The following is a 17925-nucleotide window of genomic DNA, read 5'->3' as shown; positions in this document are numbered from 1 at the left end:
TCGCTGATCTCCATCTTTTTTTAAACTTCATACTGGAACTATTGAGGTGTAAAAATAAAAAAAACTGCTTTAGCATCTTCATGTTAAAGCAGTTTCTATACCGAAAACCTGAATTAAATTCCGAAAGCAGATTTTATTTCCTCTACTTTGTCTAGTTTTTCCCATGTAAAGAATTCCAGACCTTCAAGAGTCAATTCATTTTTTTGTCCTTTATTGAACGTTTTATCAGCAATATAATGCTCTCTTCCCATGTGTCCGTAAGAAGCAGTTTCCTGATAAATAGGGTTTCTCAATTTTAAGTTTTGCTCAATAGCATAAGGTCTCAGATCAAAAATGGTTGAAACTTTTTTAGCAATTTCACCATCATTTAAACCAACTTTAGAAGTTCCGTAAGTATTGATATACAAACCGCAAGGTTCAGCCACACCAATTGCATATGAAACCTGTACCAAAACTTCGTCAGCAATACCCGCAGCAACGAGGTTTTTGGCAATATGTCTTGTAGCATACGCTGCACTCCTGTCTACTTTTGAAGGATCTTTCCCGGAGAAAGCACCACCACCGTGAGCGCCTTTACCACCATAAGTATCTACAATGATTTTTCTTCCTGTAAGACCTGTATCTCCGTGAGGTCCTCCAATTACGAATTTTCCTGTAGGATTGATGTGATATTTGATCTGATCATTAAATAAAGCTTTAATCTCTTCAGACTGTTTAGAAACAACTCTTGGAATCAGGATGTTTTTAATATCTTCTCTGATTTTGTTTAGCATCTCTTCTTCAGATCCGAAATCATCATGCTGTGTTGAAACAACAATAGAATCTATTCTGATAGGTCTGTGGTCATCAGAATACTCAATAGTAACCTGAGATTTTGCATCAGGACGAAGGTAAGTAATTTCAGAGTTTTCTCTTCTGATCGCAGAAAGTTCTTTAAGAATAGTATGCGCAAGATCTAAAGCCAAAGGCATATAATTGGCTGTCTCGTTGGTTGCGTAACCAAACATCATTCCCTGATCTCCTGCTCCCTGAGCATTTGCTTTAGCTTCAAAAGATTCATCATTTACAGCTCTGTCAACACCTTGGTTGATATCCGGCGACTGCTCATGAATTGCAGAAATAACACCACAAGAGTCACCATTAAACATATATTCTCCTTTGGTGTAGCCAATACCATTGATGACTTCTCTGGCAATAGTCTGTACATCAAGATATGCATCAGATTTTACTTCACCTGCTAATACAACCTGTCCTGTTGTAACAAGTGTTTCACAAGCTACTTTAGACGCTTTGTCGTATGCTAAAAAGTTGTCAATTAATGCATCGGAAATCTGATCGGCAATTTTATCCGGGTGCCCTTCTGAAACTGATTCAGACGTAAATAAATAAGACATATTATTCTTTGTATTTTTATTTTAATATGTGAAGAAAAAAATGAATAATTGCCCGTAAATAGCTAAAAGAATTACTGTTTTAGCATTTTTTTAGAGAGGTTGCAATCAGGTCAAATTTTTCCTCGTTAATAATCGAACGCAAATTTAAGCACTATTTTTTTAATACTCAAAAGTTTTGCAGAATTATAGTAATTTTCTTTAAATTAATGATTTAAATCACTTTTATTGTGGTTTAATACTTACAAACTCTTTAGGGTTTTCATTATAGTTAAGTTTTGAATCTAACGAGTTTTTAATGAAAGATCCCAGTTCATCAATAATTTTTTGCTTAAAAGTAGGCTTGTAGTAAATAATGCTGATCTCTCTGTAAGGAAATGGTTTCTTGAAACGGAAAACTTTGTTTTTCTGCTCTTCTGAAAGTTGATTCAGAGCCAGTTCCGGTAAAATGCTTATTCCGCCCACTTTATCAACCATTTGTATCAATGTCTGGATGTTTGAAGCTAGAAAGTCAAGATTTTTAGGTTTAAGTGTGTTTTCTTTCAGGTGACAAATGTTTTCAAACTGATTTCTTAGGCAGTTTCCTTCCTCCAGAAGCCATACTTTTTCTACATTAAGTTCATCAGGTACGATAAATGTGTTTTTTTTGTTGGCTTCGGTATCAGAGCTGTAAATCATTAATTCTTCATTGAAGAGAAAGTCATGATAAAATTCAGAGGCATTGTCATAAGGCGTAGAGATAATACCGGCATCCAACTCACCGGTTTTCAAAGCTTTGATGATGTTATCCGTAGTCATTTCCTTTACATTCATCTGGATCTTCGGATTATCCTGCAGAAAATTAAAAATTTCGGTTGGTAAAATGAAAGATGAAACTGTTGGAATGATACCGAGATTAATAGTTCCACCTAAAATATTATTAAGAAGATTGGCTTTATTTTTCAGTTCGTTTACAGATTCTATAATTACCTTTGCCTGGTCTATAATTTGTACACCTACGTCTGTTGTCCGGATCGGGTGGGTGGTTCTGTCAAAAACTTTGACATCCAGTTCGTCTTCAAACTTTTGTATCATTGCGCTCAATGTAGGCTGGGTAATAAAACAAGCCTGAGCTGCCTTTCCGAAATGTTTGTACTTATCAACAGCGATAAGATATTCCAATTGCTGAATGTTCATTTGATTAATATTATCTATGACAAAGATATGACGTTTTTGGCAGAAGCAATTAAAAATTCAACTAAATTTGAAAGATTAAAGTAGAAATAAAACTCAAATCATAATATATGGATAATAAAAAACTTACAGCGAGCAACGGGGCTCCATATTATGAGCATCAGGATTCTCAGACAGTAGGAGCCAGAGGTCCGGTTTTGCTGCAGGATTTTATATTACAGGAAAATCTGGCTCATTTTGTAAGAGAAAGAATACCTGAAAGAGTGGTGCATGCAAAAGGAACAGGAGCTTATGGAACCTTTACCATAACCCACGATATTTCGCAGTATACTAAAGCAAAAATATTTTCAAAAGTGGGAAATTCATGCAGAATGTTTGCAAGATTTTCTACGGTAGGAGGAGAAAAAGGGAGCGCAGATACAGCAAGAGACCCTAGAGGTTTTGCCCTGAAATTTTATACAGAAGACGGTAATTGGGATTTGGTGGGGAATAATACGCCTGTATTTTTTATAAAAGACGCTAAAAAATTTCCGGATTTTATTCACACCCAAAAGCGTGTTCCCAAAACCAATTTAAAAAGTGCTACCATGATGTGGGACTTCTGGAGCCTTAATCCGGAATCTCTGCATCAGGTTCTTATCCTTATGTCAGACAGAGGTACACCTTACGGTTACCGGCACATGCATGGTTTCGGATCTCACACTTTTTCCATGATTAATGATAAAAATGAGAGAGTGTGGGTTAAGTTTCATTTTAAAACAAAACAGGGAATTAAAAATTTCACAGATCCTGAAGCGGTGAAAATGGCAGGTGAAAACCCGGATTTTGCTCAGGAAGATCTTTGTAATGCTATTGATAAGGGCGATTTTCCTAAGTGGACAATGTATATTCAGGTGATGTCGGAAGAACAGGCAAAAGAATTTCGCTGGAATCCTTTTGATATTACGAAAGTTTGGTTTCAGAGTGATTTTCCACTTATTGAAGTCGGCGAAATGGAGTTGAATGAAATTCCGGTAAATTATTTTGCGCATGTTGAACAGTCGGTTTTTTCACCTAGTCATTTAATTAACGGAATCAGCTTTTCACCGGATAAAATGCTTCAGGGAAGATTGTTTTCTTATCCAGATGCACACCGATATAGGGTTGGAGTAAATGCACATTATCTCGAAGTTAACAGATGTCCTTTTGAAATTAACAATTATCAGAGAGATGGTTTTATGGCAGATTCAAGCTATTATCGGGATAAGCCGAATTATTACCCGAACAGTTTTGATGATATTAAGCCCGATTCATCATATAAAAATTTTGAATATGAATTAGACAGCAATCAGGTTGCTAATTTCAGCAGAAATGAGAACGATGATGATCATTACACTCAGCCCGGACTTCTTTACACAAAAGCAATGAATCAGCAGGACAGAGAAAACCTTGTTAATAATATCATTGGAAGTATGAAGGGAATTGACGGACCTAAAAGAGATGAAATCATTAACCGTCAGCTTTGCCATTTTTTCAGAGCAAATATAGAACTGGGAATGAAGGTGGCAACGGGATTAAATATCAATATAGATTCCAATATGATGAATCATTCGAAATAAAGGATGCTTAAACAATAAATGCTTATAAAAGGAAAAAATACACATTTTTTCCTTTTTATTTATAATTTTTCTTTAATTTGCATTTTATTTTAGATTAAAGTATATAATGACTTACGAAAATATTCTTATCAGTAAAGAAGAAAGAACTGCTGTAATTACCATCAACAGACCGGAGAGCCTCAATGCTTTGAACGCTTTAACGATTAGTGAAATCAGTTCTGTACTGGATGAATTACAGAATGACCACGAGGTAAGAGTAATTATTTTGACTGGAAGTGGAGAAAAATCTTTTGTTGCCGGTGCAGATATAAAAGAATTTAGTAACTTTAATCAGGAAGAAGCAGAAGAATTAGCGAGAAACGGTCAAAACAGTCTTTTTGATAAGATCGAAAATCTGAATAAGCCTGTAATTGCTGCTGTAAACGGATTTGCTTTGGGAGGAGGTTTGGAACTTGCAATGTCTTGTCATATAAGATACGCATCAGAGAATGCAAAATTGGGTTTACCAGAAGTAACGTTAGGATTGATTCCAGGCTACGGAGGAACTCAAAGACTGCCTAAACTTGTAGGGAAAGGTATTGCCAATGAAATGATTTTTTCTGCGAAAATGATTCCTTCACAAAAGGCAAAAGAAATTGGCTTGGTAAATGAAGTTTTTCCTGTTGAAGAGCTCTTAGCAAAGACAAAGGAATTAGCTTCCATAATTGCAAAAAACTCACCGATGGCAATTTCTAAAGCAATTAAAGCAACTAACCTGTCAGATACAGATAAAGGTTTTGAAACTGAAATTAAATCTTTCGGAGAACTTTTTGATATGAATGACAAAAAAGAAGGAGTTTCTGCCTTTCTAGAAAAAAGAAAGCCGAACTTTTGATTATACAAAAGCAAATTATTTCGTAAACACCAATGCAGATGTATAGTAAGTTTGATAAAGCTTATCTGAAAATGGCTCAGGAGTGGGCAAAACTTTCCTATTGTGAAAGAAAACAGGTGGGAGCGCTTATCGTAAAAGATAGGATGATTATTTCGGATGGTTATAATGGTACACCATCAGGATCTGAAAACTGCTGCGAAGACGAAAATGGTAAAACCCATTGGTACGTTCTTCATGCAGAGGCAAATGCAATCTTGAAATTAGCAGGCTCCACACAATCAGCAAGAGGAGCAACGCTTTATTTAACATTGTCGCCATGCAAAGAATGCAGCAAGCTGATTTTGCAGGCAGGAATTTCGAGAGTTGTCTATATTAATGCTTATTCAGATGACGAAGGCATAGACTTTTTAAGGAGTCACCATATTGAAATAATACAAGTGTCAGAAAATGAATTATAAATAATTAAAAACAAAACACAATGACTTGGGATGAAAAAATTAAAGATTTCGAAATTTTTTTAAGATTCGAGAGAAATTTCTCAGAAAATACACTGGATGCTTACATACGTGACATCAAAAAGCTAAAGGATTATGCTGTAGAAGAATTGGATAGTGTTGATCCTAAAGCAATTACCTACGATAACCTTCAAGAGTATATTTTCAAATTATCAAAACAAAAATTCAGCGAACGATCTCAGGCTAGATGGATTTCTTCTATCAAGGCTTTTTTTAAATATCTTGTTGAGGAAGAAGTAAGAGATGATAATCCTTCTTCTTTGCTTGAAGGTCCTAAACTTGGATTATATCTGCCGGATACTCTGAGTCTTACCGATATTGAAAAAATTATTGATGCAATTGAGAAAAATTCGGATCTTGGGAAAAGAAATCACTGCATTATAGAAGTTTTGTATGGATGCGGACTTCGTGTTTCAGAATTGATTGATATTAAAATCTCTAATATCAACTTTAGGGAAAAGTATATAAAAGTAACAGGAAAAGGTAATAAAATACGTTTGGTTCCTTTGGCTCAATATACCGCAAAACTGTTGAAAGAATATATCAACGAAGTACGCTCAAAAGTTAAAGTGAATAAGAAACATGAAGATACTCTTTTCCTTAACAGTAGAGGAACTTCAATGTCAAGAGTAATTGTCTTTATCATTATTAAAGAACTTACAGATAAGGCAGGAGTAAGCAAGAAGATATCTCCACATACATTCAGACACTCTTTTGCTACTCATTTATTACAAAACGGTGCAGATTTACGTTTCATTCAGGAAATGCTGGGACATTCCAGTATTACAACGACGGGTATTTATACCCATTTAAAAACAGAAGAACTTCGCGATGTGATATTGAATTTTCATCCGCGAAATGCTAACTTTGCTGGATGAAAGCATTAAAATTTTGTCCAAACTGTGGAAAACAGACCCTTCACTGGGATCAGGAAAAAAAGTGGAGCTGTCCCGAATGCAGCTTCACTTTATACAATAATGTAGCAGGAGCTGTGGCGGTAGTCATAAGATATAAAGATGAAGTTTTTCTTACAAGAAGAAATCAGGAACCTAAAAAAGGAAAGCTGGATTTAGCCGGAGGATTTGTAGATCCTAAAGAAGGCGCAGAAAACACCTGTAAAAGAGAGCTTTTTGAAGAACTGAAATTAGATATTAATAGTGATAACCTTACATATCTTACAAGTTTACCAAATATATATACTTATAAAGAAATAGATTATAATACGATTGATCTATTCTACGAATATCAAGTTACGAGTAAATTTGAGGTTGATATGGAACTGTCGGAGATTTCTGAAGCAGTTTGGATTCCTTTAAAAGAGCTGAATCTTGAAGATATTGCTTTTGATTCACAGAAAAAGTTTTTTGAAAAATATCTGAAAGATTTTATCTAATAGCTTCGTGAGTTTAGGATTTCCTGAAAATAATTTTTAAGTAAAGTTTTTTCAACATCAGTAAGATTAGCTTCGTTATGGTAGATAATGTAAGCAGGCATTGGCATTGACTTATTTTCAATAGTCTGAATTGATTTCTCGAGCATACCTTTTTTTAAATCGTCATTATAAGTATTCCAGACAGAGAAATTAAGGTGTTCTCTGCCTTCATTAATGTGGCTTTTTACAGACCATGAAAACGGGGCAATATAAGCATAGCCAGGATATTGGGTTTCATTGGAATGACAGTCATAACAAGCGTTCTTCAGAAGTGAAGTAATGTTTTCTGGTGTTTTCTGCACATCTGTGAAATTTTCACTTTTTTTTACCGGCAGATTCTCTTTATCAACAGGGATTAGCTGAATCACAATGAGGCATACAATAACCCAGAAAATTATCTTTATGGTCTTATTCATTATCTGGTATTTTGGAGATTGCGTCCTCTTGTGGCACCTCCCGGAACTGTGTTTTGAAAAGGAGTATTATTTTGAGGGATATTATTCTGAGGATTAGGGTCTTTCTTATCCTGATTTGGCTTGTTGGTATTGTTGTTTATGAGTTTGCTGGCATCCAGAACTCTTGTGTCTTTCAGATCCCAATCTTCATTTGACTGCCATAAAGGTCTTGTAATTACTGTTTTGTAATATATATAGGATTCTTCCGCAAAAATTCCATTCTCAAAATCTGCTTCATCCCAAAATCTGTTTTCGTTGTTGTCTACCAGAATTCGTACAATGTATTCTGCAGGTTTTACAATGTCAAAAGTAACCTGATTTCCGTTGGCGTACTTTTGATAAACAGGTTTTTCTGATGAATCTAAAAGCTGGATCCAGTATTTTGTAGCAGGAGCATTTGTCAGATTAAAAGTAAGACTGCCGTAATTTTCAATTTTATCCACTTCAAAATCAAATCTTTTAGATTCAGGATTTTTATCATAATAGGAAGAAACGGTCGTTTTTGGTACTGTCAGCTGATATTTTTTTCCTTCCGCAAAGTCAGAACTTATCAGGATTTCATAAGGATTGGTTGACGAAATTTTTGCAGTAAAAGGCTGCGTTGTCAGACTGTCAATTTTAAGAGTCCATTTTTCCGTATTAATTTTATCAATCACATAATTAGAAACCAGCCTGAAATCTGATTTTGGAGCTAAGGTTCCGCCACCACTATCCAGAGTCATGGCGTTTTTCTTATTATACCTGTAAAAAACGGTTGCAGTATCTTTTTTAGTCTCTGTTTCATAGGCAAACTGAAGTTTTTCATTTGCTGTCTGTCCTGCATCAGCTTTTACAGCATCAAACCAGATTTTTACCGTATCAGATTTTTTATTGTGAGTTACTTTAATATCATTCAGCTTTTCGCCGATAGGAGACACTTTTACTTCTTCCGGATTTCCTTCAAAGAGCATCAGAATTCCGCCTGGTATTTCCTTCAGTTCAGGCTTTTTAAAAGGTTTTTTGGATGGGTATAGTTTTAAATTTAATCCTGAAATAGATTTTTCAATGACTACCGTATCTTTCTGAAAAGCTATTTTTTCTTTTCCGGGATTGAAGATCGAATTTTCGTTTTCGTCATCAAATGCAATAATTTTATATTTTCCTGGTGCAAGATAATTCAGTTCATAATATCCATCGTCATCTACTTTAGTGATATAGTAAGGCTTTTTCTTATAATCCATACTGTCTTTCAGCTGATAAAGACCTACCACCATTTTGTTTTGTGCATTGGTCTGTTTTTTTATTGCCATTGCGTCTTTTACCTCACCACTGATGTAAAGATCATCAAGCTTTTCGCCGGTTGAGAAAGCAAAATTATAATATCTTAAAGGATTGCCTTCACTATTATCTACAATTGCATTTCCAAAATTAAAATTGTAGGTAGTATTTGCCTGTAAAGTGTCGGTCCACTGGATCACCAGAAATTTATTGGCAATATTGGAAGGCAGGATTCTCTTGATATTATTAATGGGTGGTGATATATTCAGATTTTTGTTGATATCTTTTAAAGTGATGTATTCATCGAAATCAATTCTCAACTCTCTGATGTCTCTTCTTACATTAATTCTTGAAGTGTCTATATTGGATCCCACAACATTTGGGGCGAGCGTATCTTTTGAACCACCGATAGGCGAACCTACTCTTGCACAGGATTGTACAAGTATACCGATAATGAATAGAAGAAATAATCTTTTCATGAAAATATTTCAACAAAAATAAACATTATTCTCCAAAAACTTCAGTTCCTGATTTTAAAGTATCTTCATTATCTTTCATCACACTGTGAAGTTTGTCTTTCTGAGCCGGAAAATCCTCAAACAGGCCTGATAAAGCAAGTGCAGAATACACTCTTCCTGAGTATTTATTTCCTATAGCAACAATGGTTACTTTAGATTTCAGAAGATGGGCAAAAACAGAATTGCTTCCGTGCCACCATCCGTTATGATAAGTTAGTTTTTCACCGTTATCAAATATTTTCATTCTAAATCCTAATCCGTAATTGTTCTGTCCTGCTTTTTCGTTGCTGTAAGGCGTGAAAACCATTTCCATCAATTCAGGTTTCAGAAAATCTTTTGAAAACATTGCTTTTGAGAAATTCAGAAGATCTCTTGGAGTAGTATACACATTTTTGTCACCGTAGATTAAATCTAAACGGTCTAAAGGATATAAACGGTTTCCGCCAAAGTAAAAAGACTGGGAAGCCGTTGGAATGTCTTTTTCCTGAAAGATAAAAGTGTTTTTCATTTTCAGAGGAGTAAACACCATTTCTTCCATTGCCTGCGGAAAAGGGGTGTTGGTAAGTTTTTCAATCAGTAAAGCCAAAAGAGCGTAATTTGTATTGCAATACATGAATCCAGTGTCTGTTTCTCTTGCGAGATCCGGCTTATATTTAATAATCATGTTTAGAATGTCCTGATTGGTTAAATAATTTTTTGAAAGTTCTGCAGGTGCCGGTTGAATTTTTGTGATAAAATATTCGTATTTTGGAAGACCGCTCCTTTGATCCAAAAGACTTTGTACTGTCACATTCGGATACGGAAACTGCGGAAAAAATTGGGTGAGATAATCTGAAAGTTTTACTTTGCCTGCTTCTACCAGTTTCATCATTGCCATTGCCGTTAATGTTTTGGAAACCGAAGCTACATGAAGCGGAGCATTTTTATCAATGGGTTTCTGGTTGTTTTCTCTGGCAAAACCTCTGTAATTTTCATAAATAATTTCATCTCCCTGTGCTACCAGAATGCTTCCGCTTAGATTGCCCTGCTCCCAGATTTTTTTGTAATACTGATCTATATACCCGGCAAGAAAATTTTTATTGGAAATATGAATACTCTCATTTTCAAAAATTTTATTCAAATCTACATTTCCAAAATTAGGCAGATTGGTTGTCGGTTCTTCAGCAGCAGATTCTGCTTTATCTTTTTTACAAGAAATAAGAAATATAAATAGACCTAAAAGGAGTAAAATGCTAAGCTTCTTCATGAGTTTTCAAAAAATGAGTGGCAATTTAATAAAACTCAAAACAAAAGATAAAACTTGAGAATAAATTAAGATTAATTTAACATAATCAAAAACTGGAATAGCTAGTTTGTGTAGAGATATCTTTTGTCAATTAGCAAAAGGATGCAATAATCTTATCCACAATAAACTGCGCCAGCTTTTCTTTGCTTTGGTGCGTCCAGCCTGCAATGTGGGGAGTTAATATTACTTTTTCTGAGTTTAAAAGATATTGCAAATCTTCATTTTCTCCTGTATTGAGCGAAGTTGAAGTGTCAAGATTTTCGAATGAGGATTTTTCGTATTCCAAAACATCAAGACAAGCACCTTTTATTTTTCCAATCTTTAAAGCCTCTACCAGACTTTTAGTATGTACATTTTTACCTCTTGCTGTATTAACGAAATAAAAATCATTTTTCATTTCATTAATAAATTCAGCATTGATAAGATAATGAGTGTCTGATGTAAGAGGAATATGTAGGCTGAGAATTTCTGCTTTTGCTTTCAATTCTTCCAGACTTACCTGTTGTGCATATTTATCAGAAAGGTTAGGCAAAATATCGTGGAAGATCACCTTACAGCCAAAACCCGAAAGTCTTTTTGCCGTTGCTTTTCCCATGTTGCCGTAACCAATGAGACCGACTGTTTTTCCTAAGAGTTCATCACCACGGTTTTCTTCACGCAGCCAGATTCCGTTTTTTACCTCGTTGGAAGCTATAAATAAACGGTGCATGATGATTAAAAGCATCCCAACTACATGTTCTGCAACAGAATCCCGGTTTCCTTCCGGAGAATTGATGAGCTGTATTCCCAATTTTTCGGCTGTAGGGATGTGTATATTTTCCATTCCGGCTCCAACTCTTGCGATAAACTTTAGGTTTTTTGCTTTTTCTAGAAAGTTTTGGTCTAAAGGAATTCTGCTTCTGATGATAATTCCGTCATAAAGTTCAATTTTTTTTAGAACCTCTTCGTAGGTGGAATAAAAGTCTTCTTCAAGAATAAAATTTTTAGCCAAAAGCTGCTCTGTAATGAGCGGATGGTTTTTATCTAATAGTAAAATGCGCATATTCTGTTCTTAAAAAAGACTTTTAAATTGAAACAAGAGCAATTATTTCGTTCTGTTTTCTTCAATATACTTTGCCATTGTTTCGATGGAAGAGAAAATCTCTTTTCCTTTTTTCGGATCTGCCAGTTTAATTCCGTATTCTTTATCCAAAAGAACAATCAATTCCAAAGCGTCAATAGAATCCAATCCAAGACCACCTCCGAATAACGGATCTGTATCTTTAATTTCTTCTACTGCAATATCTTCCAGGTTAAGTACTTCAATGATTTTGTGTTTTAATTCTTCTTTCAAGTTTTCCATAAATAAATTTCATTTATAATGTACCTATGTATAAGTTTAACAGTAGCAATAATTATTTGCGTATTTAAAAATTGGTAAACCGGTACATTTTTACATTGTTATATTACGTCAGCAAATATACAAAAGCGCGGTAACTTTCACCATATAGTTCTACCCACCCGCACAACACTTTTTCGGCTTTTCCTGACTGCAAAATCTGTTCCGAGTAAGTGTTCAAAAACTCTTCATCAAATTCATCCAAAACAAAAAATGCATTTTCAGTCTGCATTTTGTGTCTGATGCTGATTTCACCTACACAAATATTGGGTAAGGTATACACAAAAACCGCAGGACTCGGAAAATAATTTTCCTGGGAATTAATGCTTTCCTGATATTTAGAATCAGTATCTAAACTTGATGATTTATTGGCAAAAACCAAAGCTGTGCTGCTGTGGTCTTCATTCTTTAAAATTATTTCGGAAGCAAGAAAAGCCAGTTTGCTTAAGTTATCCATTTTATGAAATTTCGGATAATTCAGTTCTAAACTTTTATAAGCTTCTTTTGCAAAATCTGAGAAATTTTGAGTCGGAGTTTCAAAAATGATTGTCTGATTAAAATTAATCTGTGACTTTTGAATTATGCAAACGTGAGATTTTTTCATCTGCTTTTACCTATTTGGGTAGAAAATTAATGGTTAATTTATAATGTAACTATAAATTTCTATTCAATCAGTAATATTGCGTTTAATGCTGAGGATTATGGGATCATTAAATGCAATTAACAAACGAATTTAGAAATTTACTTTGCTATAAGCTCTTGACTAGCATATGCTTTATATACATTAATAAGAATCATATTCAAAAGTTGCTTTGCTTCCGAAATTCGAATTGTTTGAATCAATTTTTTTTGGAAGACCATTTAAATTTGGATCAGTTTCATAATTAAAATAATAGTCTGAAAATAATGATTGATATGTATATGTTGTTAAGTTATTTTTTGCGTTTTTTGAAAGAGAATCAGCATAAAATAGATTACTACTTTCCATTTCTATTGATACTAAGTAGAGTTGAAACTCTACTGGAAAAGTGGAATATGGGTTAATTATTGAATTGTTATAAGTATACAATTTTGTAATTGGAGCTGAAGTATCTTCATTAATTACTCCTGTACTTCTACTAAATTGCCCATAAGTGTAAGCTGTTTTTATTACGTTTTCATTAGAAAATTGTAATTCAAGTATTTTACAGTTACTTAAAACATCATCTATATAAAATTGCGGAAAACTATAACCGGTTTGTACAATACGATATATTTTTGAATTATTGTATGAAATATTATGGCTTTTATATGCTCGGATGTTACCATTTGTGTCTTTATATACATTTAAAATTTCTGAGAGCAAATTGTTATTATATTTAAACTGTGCTTCATAACTATTAGGAAGGGAGGGCTCAGAAATTGATATTTTGTCAATTTTACCCATTGAATTATAGCTTATCGAGTGTATGAGAGCATTGTAACTAGTATTATAACTAGTATTCCATAAAACTATTTTGCCATTAGAACTCTGGAAATAATGGGTAATACCATAATAATCTTTTATAAATTTTAATATTTTATTAGAGCTTTGGACAGGATTCTGTGAACCAATATTATTTGTGGTTGATTGTATTTCATCTCCGTTGGAGCAAGAGTTATTAAAAATAACAAGAAAAATCAATAATAAAAATGTAAAAAAATTAGATTTCATAGAAGTTTTATAAAGAACAAATATATTCAAAAGTTTAATATAACCATTAAAAATAGAATTTCCCTTAACATAAAATGTAAGAATTTGCGATAGTTAACGATTTAGAAATAAACTTTTTATAAAGATTCAATTTGTAATACAATCGCCGCATTACATCCTCCAAAACCAGAAGCCGTTTTCAGAATATATTTAATTTTTGCCGGCTGATTTTCTTTTATAATATTCAGAGGTTGTGATGTTCCGATTTCTACAAAGTTCTTTGATGGAATTAATGTATTTCGCAAAGCAGATTCCATTGAAATGATGCTTTCTAACAATCCGGAAGCGCCAAGACAATGTCCGTAATAAGCTTTCAAACTGTTTAAAGGAACGTTTTGCAAATCTATTCTGTTGAAAGCAATGGCTTCCATTTCATCATTGTAAATTGTAGCTGTTCCGTGTGCAGAAATGAAATCAATTTGCTGTGCCGAAACATTGGCTTCTTTCAATGCGTTTTTGATACTTGCAAACAGTCCATCTCCAGTCCTTGAAGGTCCGGAAATATGGTTTGCGTCATTGATGGCAGAATCTCCTGAAACTTTGAAACTAAAACTTCCGTTTTGAGTTGGTTCTGAAGTCATATACACCGCTGCTGCTGCCTCACCGATATTGATTCCGTTACGGTTTTTATCATAAGGTTTACATATTTCAGATCCGATTGCCTGAAAAGAATTGAATCCTGAAATCACAAACTCCGAAATTTCGTCTCCGGCAATAACAAAAGCATCTTTATATTTTCCAGCCTGAATCATATTTTTGGCAACAGCAATTGCCATTACTCCGGAAACACAGGCATTGGAAACCACAATCGGTTTTGTTTTAAATCCGAAAAAATCAGCAATCTTTTGAGCTAAACTGGAAAGAAAAACGCTTTCCGGTAAAGTATCCTGATTTTTTAGTAAGCTGATATTTCCTTTTGTTGTTGATAAAATAAAAGCCGTTTTATCTGAAATGTGATTCTTTTCAATCAGTGGTTTTAAGCTTAGCAAAAACATTTTTTCAAGCCTTGTAAAATTCTGATTGTCGAAGTTTTTATTAAATTCTTCATTCAGTTTTTCAGAATCAATCATTGAGGCATAAAAAGGCTCCTGGTTTTCTATGATTTTATGTAAACCTACACCAGATTTCCCTTCCAAAAGAGCACTCCAATTGGATGAAACATCAAAACCTAAAGGAGTGATGCAGTTGTAATCTGTGATGTAAATTTCCTTCTTCATGATAATCCCATTTTATCTTTCCAGTCCTGAAAAAACTCTGGATTATACAGGCATAAATTGTTGCCGGAATCCAAAAAAACCTGAATGGTTTCTCCCGAACAGACCAATTTATTGTCTTCGTTAAAAAGTTCGTATTTGTAAATTAATTTCGCTGATGTTGAATTTACGAAAGTGGTTACAATTTTAAATGTCTCTCCATATCTCAACGGGAGAAAATGTTCACAGGTACTTTTTACAATCGGTGTTACAAATCCTGCTTTCTGAATATCAAGGTAGGTTAAACCATGCTGCCTTCCGAAAGCTTCTCTTCCGTCTTCAAAATACACAATATAATGACCGTGCCACACAATTCCCAGCGGATCTGTTTCATTGAATCTTACGCGTACTTCCTCAGTACAAGTTAAATCTTTAGACTGCATTCTGTTTTATTTTTTACCACAAAGGCACAAAGTTTTCACAAGGTTCACAATAATCTTCATATTTCCGCTTGTGTTTTTTGTGGGAAATCATTGCGTTATTATTGGATAAAAACTACAAAGTATACAATGATTATTTAAAATTTTATATTGTTCCGTTGATTAATCTTTTAACACCATTCTTAAACAAAACCGAATTAAAATTAATCAATAAACCTAATTTGCAATTGCTTAATTTTAAATACGTTAAAACTTGAGCAATATGAATATCATTTAATGATTCTACAGATTTTATTTCTACAACAACTTTTTTTTCAATCAAAAAATCAAGTCTGTAGCCAATATCAAGTTTTATATCCTCATATATCAACGGCATCGGTTTCTGTTTCTCTATCAATAGTCCGGATTTCTGCAATTCAAAATATAGACATTCTTCATATGCACTTTCTAAAAGTCCAGCTCCTAGTTGGCGATGAACTTTTAATCCTGCATCAAATATAATCCTTGAAACATCATTTTCATTCATATTATTTGTGTTTTTAAGTTTAAATTTATTATGTTTAAACTGTTCATTTTTACCACAAAGCTCACAAAGGATTCATAAGGAACTCAAATTTATGTAAATTTTTAGAAACTTATTTTATTTGTGCTCTTTGTGAAAAATCTTAGTGTTCTTTGTGGTTAAACCGCATTCTGTTTCCTTTCGTAAAATAATGCAATGGCAACCATCGTTACATAGAATAAAAATAAGAAAATCAATTCTTTGGCAATATCGCCGATTCCACTGTTTCTTAAAATGATGTCGTAATAGGCATTCAATCCCCAATTCATCGGGGAAAATGCAGCAATTTTCTGCATAAATTCAGGCATCAAAAATACCGGAACCCAAATTCCACCGACTGCTGCCAAAACAACAACCGAAGTTGCACCAAACGGAGCAGACTGTTCCTGTGTATCGGCAATTGTTCCCAATAAAACACCGAATCCTATGGCGGCTAATCCGGCAAACAATGTAACAACAAGAAGATTAAACATTTTTCCGGTCACGTCAAATTGCGGTAAATCCAAATAAGGAAAAAGATAAATTCCTACTGCAACCATGAGTAAAAACTGAATGATGCAGATGATAAGATATGTAAATGTTTTCCCTAAAATATGAATATAATACGGAGTAGGACTCACGCGAACTCTCACGCTCGTTCCCTGACTTTTTTCTTTTACTAAATTAATCGACAAAGGGACAACGATGAAAAATATTGCAAACAAAGCCCAAGCCGGAACATTATGCTGCACAGAGTTTGGTTTGGCTTCTAAAGCAGATTCCGGAACGATTTCTTTAAAAGTAATCAAACTCTTGTTATCCAGATCTTCTGTTGTTCCAAGTTGGTCTTGAAATGCTTTGTAGATTTTTTTATTTTCAATCTCAAAAACCATTTTGTTAATGGCATTTATCACAGAGTTTTTAAATCCGGCATTGGTTGCAGGATCGAAATATAAATGAATATCTTTTGCTTTTGAAATTTGTCGGTTAATTGTGGCAGAATCTGTTTCCAAACCAAACGAACTGACAACAGTCTGAACTTTTGAATCTATATTTGAATTGATATCTTTTGTAAGATTCTGAGGAATAACAATTGCCATTTGATATTCTCCTGAAAAAACAGCTTCTTTAGCCGAATTTTCATTATAGTCAGTCAATAATTGAAAACTTTTGCTGGCATTCAGTTCGGATTCTATTCTTTTTGAAATTTCAGAATGGTCTTTGTCGATGAAAATAATCGGGATTTTTGAACCTTCCAGATTTTTAAACGTTGAATCCTGGATCAATGTAATGGTAATAATCAGCAGCAATGGCATTAAAAAAATAATGACAATTCCGCCAATATCACGCTTGAGCAATAGAATTTCTTTAAAAAAACTTCTCCACAGTTTATACAACATCTCTCAGTTCTTTTCCGGTTAATGATATGAAAACGTCTTCCAGATTTTCGGCGTTATCAACTTTTTGAATCAGTTCTTCGGGAGTTCCGGCTGCATGAATTTTTCCGTGATCAATAATAGCGATTCGGGTACAAAAGTCTTCTGCTTCCGATAAATGGTGCGAAGTGTAAATGATGCACGTTCCTTTTTTGTTTAAATCTAAAAGGTAATCAATAATCGCTTTTTTGGACTGAACATCAACGCCAACAGTTGGTTCATCCAGAAATAAAACTTTCGGATTGTGAAGTGTTCCGGCAATTAGATTGCAACGGCGTTTCATTCCTCCAGAAAACTGGTCAACTTTTTTATCGGCAAACTTTGATAAACCCATCAATTCCAGAGATTCATCAATAGTTTTTTTTAAGTTTTTATGGCTTAAACCGTATAAGCTTCCGAAAAACATAAGGTTTTCTTTTGCGGTTAAAGTCGGATACAATGCATATTCCTGCGGAACAACACCAATGATTTGTTTCAATTTTCTGCTGTTTTTCTGAGGCGAAAGTCCGTTGATGGTAAAGCTTCCTGATGTTGGTTTAATTAAACCTGAAAGTATAGAGATCAAAGTAGTTTTTCCAGCTCCGTTAGGACCAAGAATTCCGTAGATTTCGTTTTTATTAATATTCAAAGAAATATTATTTACAGAGAAATCTTCTGCATTTTTGTACTTTTTGTATAGGTTTTTTATTTCGATGATATATTCCACC

The 17925-nt window shown here is 33.9% G+C and carries 19 protein-coding genes; 5 read left to right on the top strand and 14 right to left on the bottom strand.

Annotated features, from left to right (window positions below):
* Positions 1–113: 113 nt before the first annotated feature.
* Positions 114–1394 carry a methionine adenosyltransferase gene (gene metK / locus AC0NBN_RS11345; protein ID WP_143883263.1) on the bottom strand — a complete coding sequence of 427 codons (1281 nt, stop codon included), beginning with the start codon at positions 1392–1394 and terminating at the stop codon, positions 114–116.
* A 222-nt stretch (positions 1395–1616) separates the two neighbouring features.
* Positions 1617–2567, bottom strand: coding sequence for a LysR substrate-binding domain-containing protein (locus AC0NBN_RS11340; RefSeq protein WP_160812692.1), 951 nt, complete (start codon positions 2565–2567; stop codon positions 1617–1619).
* Positions 2568–2674: 107 nt separating this feature from the next.
* On the opposite strand from AC0NBN_RS11340, the gene AC0NBN_RS11335 reads away from it, so the two are divergent.
* From AC0NBN_RS11335 to AC0NBN_RS11315, 5 genes are all read left to right on the top strand, one after another.
* Positions 2675–4162, top strand: a complete 1488-nt coding sequence (locus AC0NBN_RS11335; protein WP_160812693.1) for a catalase — start codon at positions 2675–2677, stop codon at positions 4160–4162.
* 106 nt (positions 4163–4268) lie between these two features.
* Positions 4269–5036: an enoyl-CoA hydratase-related protein gene (locus AC0NBN_RS11330; RefSeq protein ID WP_160812694.1), complete on the top strand. Its 768-nt coding sequence runs from the start codon at positions 4269–4271 to the stop codon at positions 5034–5036.
* A gap of 32 nt (positions 5037–5068) precedes the next feature.
* Complete coding sequence (locus tag AC0NBN_RS11325) at positions 5069–5494, top strand: deoxycytidylate deaminase (RefSeq protein WP_143883267.1); 426 nt, start codon at positions 5069–5071, stop codon at positions 5492–5494.
* 20 nt (positions 5495–5514) lie between these two features.
* The gene (gene xerD, locus AC0NBN_RS11320; RefSeq protein ID WP_160812695.1) at positions 5515–6429 is read left to right on the top strand and encodes a site-specific tyrosine recombinase XerD; all 915 of its coding nucleotides are present in this window, start codon (positions 5515–5517) and stop codon (positions 6427–6429) included.
* Positions 6426–6944 carry an NUDIX domain-containing protein gene (locus tag AC0NBN_RS11315; protein ID WP_160812696.1) on the top strand — a complete coding sequence of 173 codons (519 nt, stop codon included), beginning with the start codon at positions 6426–6428 and terminating at the stop codon, positions 6942–6944. The genes xerD and AC0NBN_RS11315 overlap by 4 nt, the downstream gene beginning before the upstream one ends.
* Here AC0NBN_RS11315 and AC0NBN_RS11310 read toward each other — a convergent pair.
* From AC0NBN_RS11310 to AC0NBN_RS11255, 12 genes are all read right to left on the bottom strand, one after another.
* The gene (locus AC0NBN_RS11310; RefSeq protein ID WP_143883270.1) at positions 6941–7399 is read right to left on the bottom strand and encodes a heme-binding domain-containing protein; all 459 of its coding nucleotides are present in this window, start codon (positions 7397–7399) and stop codon (positions 6941–6943) included. The two genes, AC0NBN_RS11315 and AC0NBN_RS11310, sit on opposite strands and share 4 nt — an antisense overlap.
* Complete coding sequence (locus AC0NBN_RS11305) at positions 7399–9174, bottom strand: Ig-like domain-containing domain (RefSeq protein ID WP_160812697.1); 1776 nt, start codon at positions 9172–9174, stop codon at positions 7399–7401. The genes AC0NBN_RS11310 and AC0NBN_RS11305 overlap by 1 nt, the downstream gene beginning before the upstream one ends.
* 25 nt (positions 9175–9199) lie before the next feature.
* Complete coding sequence (locus AC0NBN_RS11300) at positions 9200–10459, bottom strand: serine hydrolase domain-containing protein (protein WP_160812698.1); 1260 nt, start codon at positions 10457–10459, stop codon at positions 9200–9202.
* Positions 10460–10589: 130 nt separating this feature from the next.
* On the bottom strand, positions 10590–11540 hold the full coding sequence (locus AC0NBN_RS11295; RefSeq protein ID WP_160812699.1) for a 2-hydroxyacid dehydrogenase: 951 nt from the start codon (positions 11538–11540) through the stop codon (positions 10590–10592).
* A gap of 42 nt (positions 11541–11582) precedes the next feature.
* On the bottom strand, positions 11583–11840 hold the full coding sequence (locus AC0NBN_RS11290) for a phosphopantetheine-binding protein (protein WP_089741758.1): 258 nt from the start codon (positions 11838–11840) through the stop codon (positions 11583–11585).
* Between the two features lie 103 nt (positions 11841–11943).
* Complete coding sequence (locus AC0NBN_RS11285) at positions 11944–12480, bottom strand: 3-oxoacyl-ACP synthase (RefSeq protein WP_160812700.1); 537 nt, start codon at positions 12478–12480, stop codon at positions 11944–11946.
* A 180-nt stretch (positions 12481–12660) separates the two neighbouring features.
* The gene (locus AC0NBN_RS11280) at positions 12661–13569 is read right to left on the bottom strand and encodes a hypothetical protein (RefSeq protein WP_160812701.1); all 909 of its coding nucleotides are present in this window, start codon (positions 13567–13569) and stop codon (positions 12661–12663) included.
* A 116-nt stretch (positions 13570–13685) separates the two neighbouring features.
* Positions 13686–14825, bottom strand: coding sequence for a beta-ketoacyl synthase N-terminal-like domain-containing protein (locus tag AC0NBN_RS11275; RefSeq protein ID WP_160812702.1), 1140 nt, complete (start codon positions 14823–14825; stop codon positions 13686–13688).
* Positions 14822–15244, bottom strand: a complete 423-nt coding sequence (locus AC0NBN_RS11270) for an acyl-CoA thioesterase (protein ID WP_143883276.1) — start codon at positions 15242–15244, stop codon at positions 14822–14824. The genes AC0NBN_RS11275 and AC0NBN_RS11270 overlap by 4 nt, the downstream gene beginning before the upstream one ends.
* Before the next feature lie 142 nt (positions 15245–15386).
* Complete coding sequence (locus AC0NBN_RS11265) at positions 15387–15767, bottom strand: GxxExxY protein (RefSeq protein WP_160812703.1); 381 nt, start codon at positions 15765–15767, stop codon at positions 15387–15389.
* A 155-nt stretch (positions 15768–15922) separates the two neighbouring features.
* Positions 15923–17182, bottom strand: a complete 1260-nt coding sequence (locus AC0NBN_RS11260) for an ABC transporter permease (RefSeq protein WP_160812704.1) — start codon at positions 17180–17182, stop codon at positions 15923–15925.
* A complete protein-coding gene (locus AC0NBN_RS11255; RefSeq protein ID WP_160812705.1) occupies positions 17172–17924 on the bottom strand; it encodes an ABC transporter ATP-binding protein in 753 nt (250 codons plus the stop codon). Before AC0NBN_RS11255 ends, AC0NBN_RS11260 begins: the two co-directional genes overlap by 11 nt.
* Between the last annotated feature and the right edge of the window lies 1 nt (position 17925).

It is taken from the genome of Chryseobacterium sp. L12 (assembly GCF_056133985.1).
Note: the sequence above shows the minus strand (reverse complement) of the source record. Positions and strands in the feature narration are given on the sequence as shown.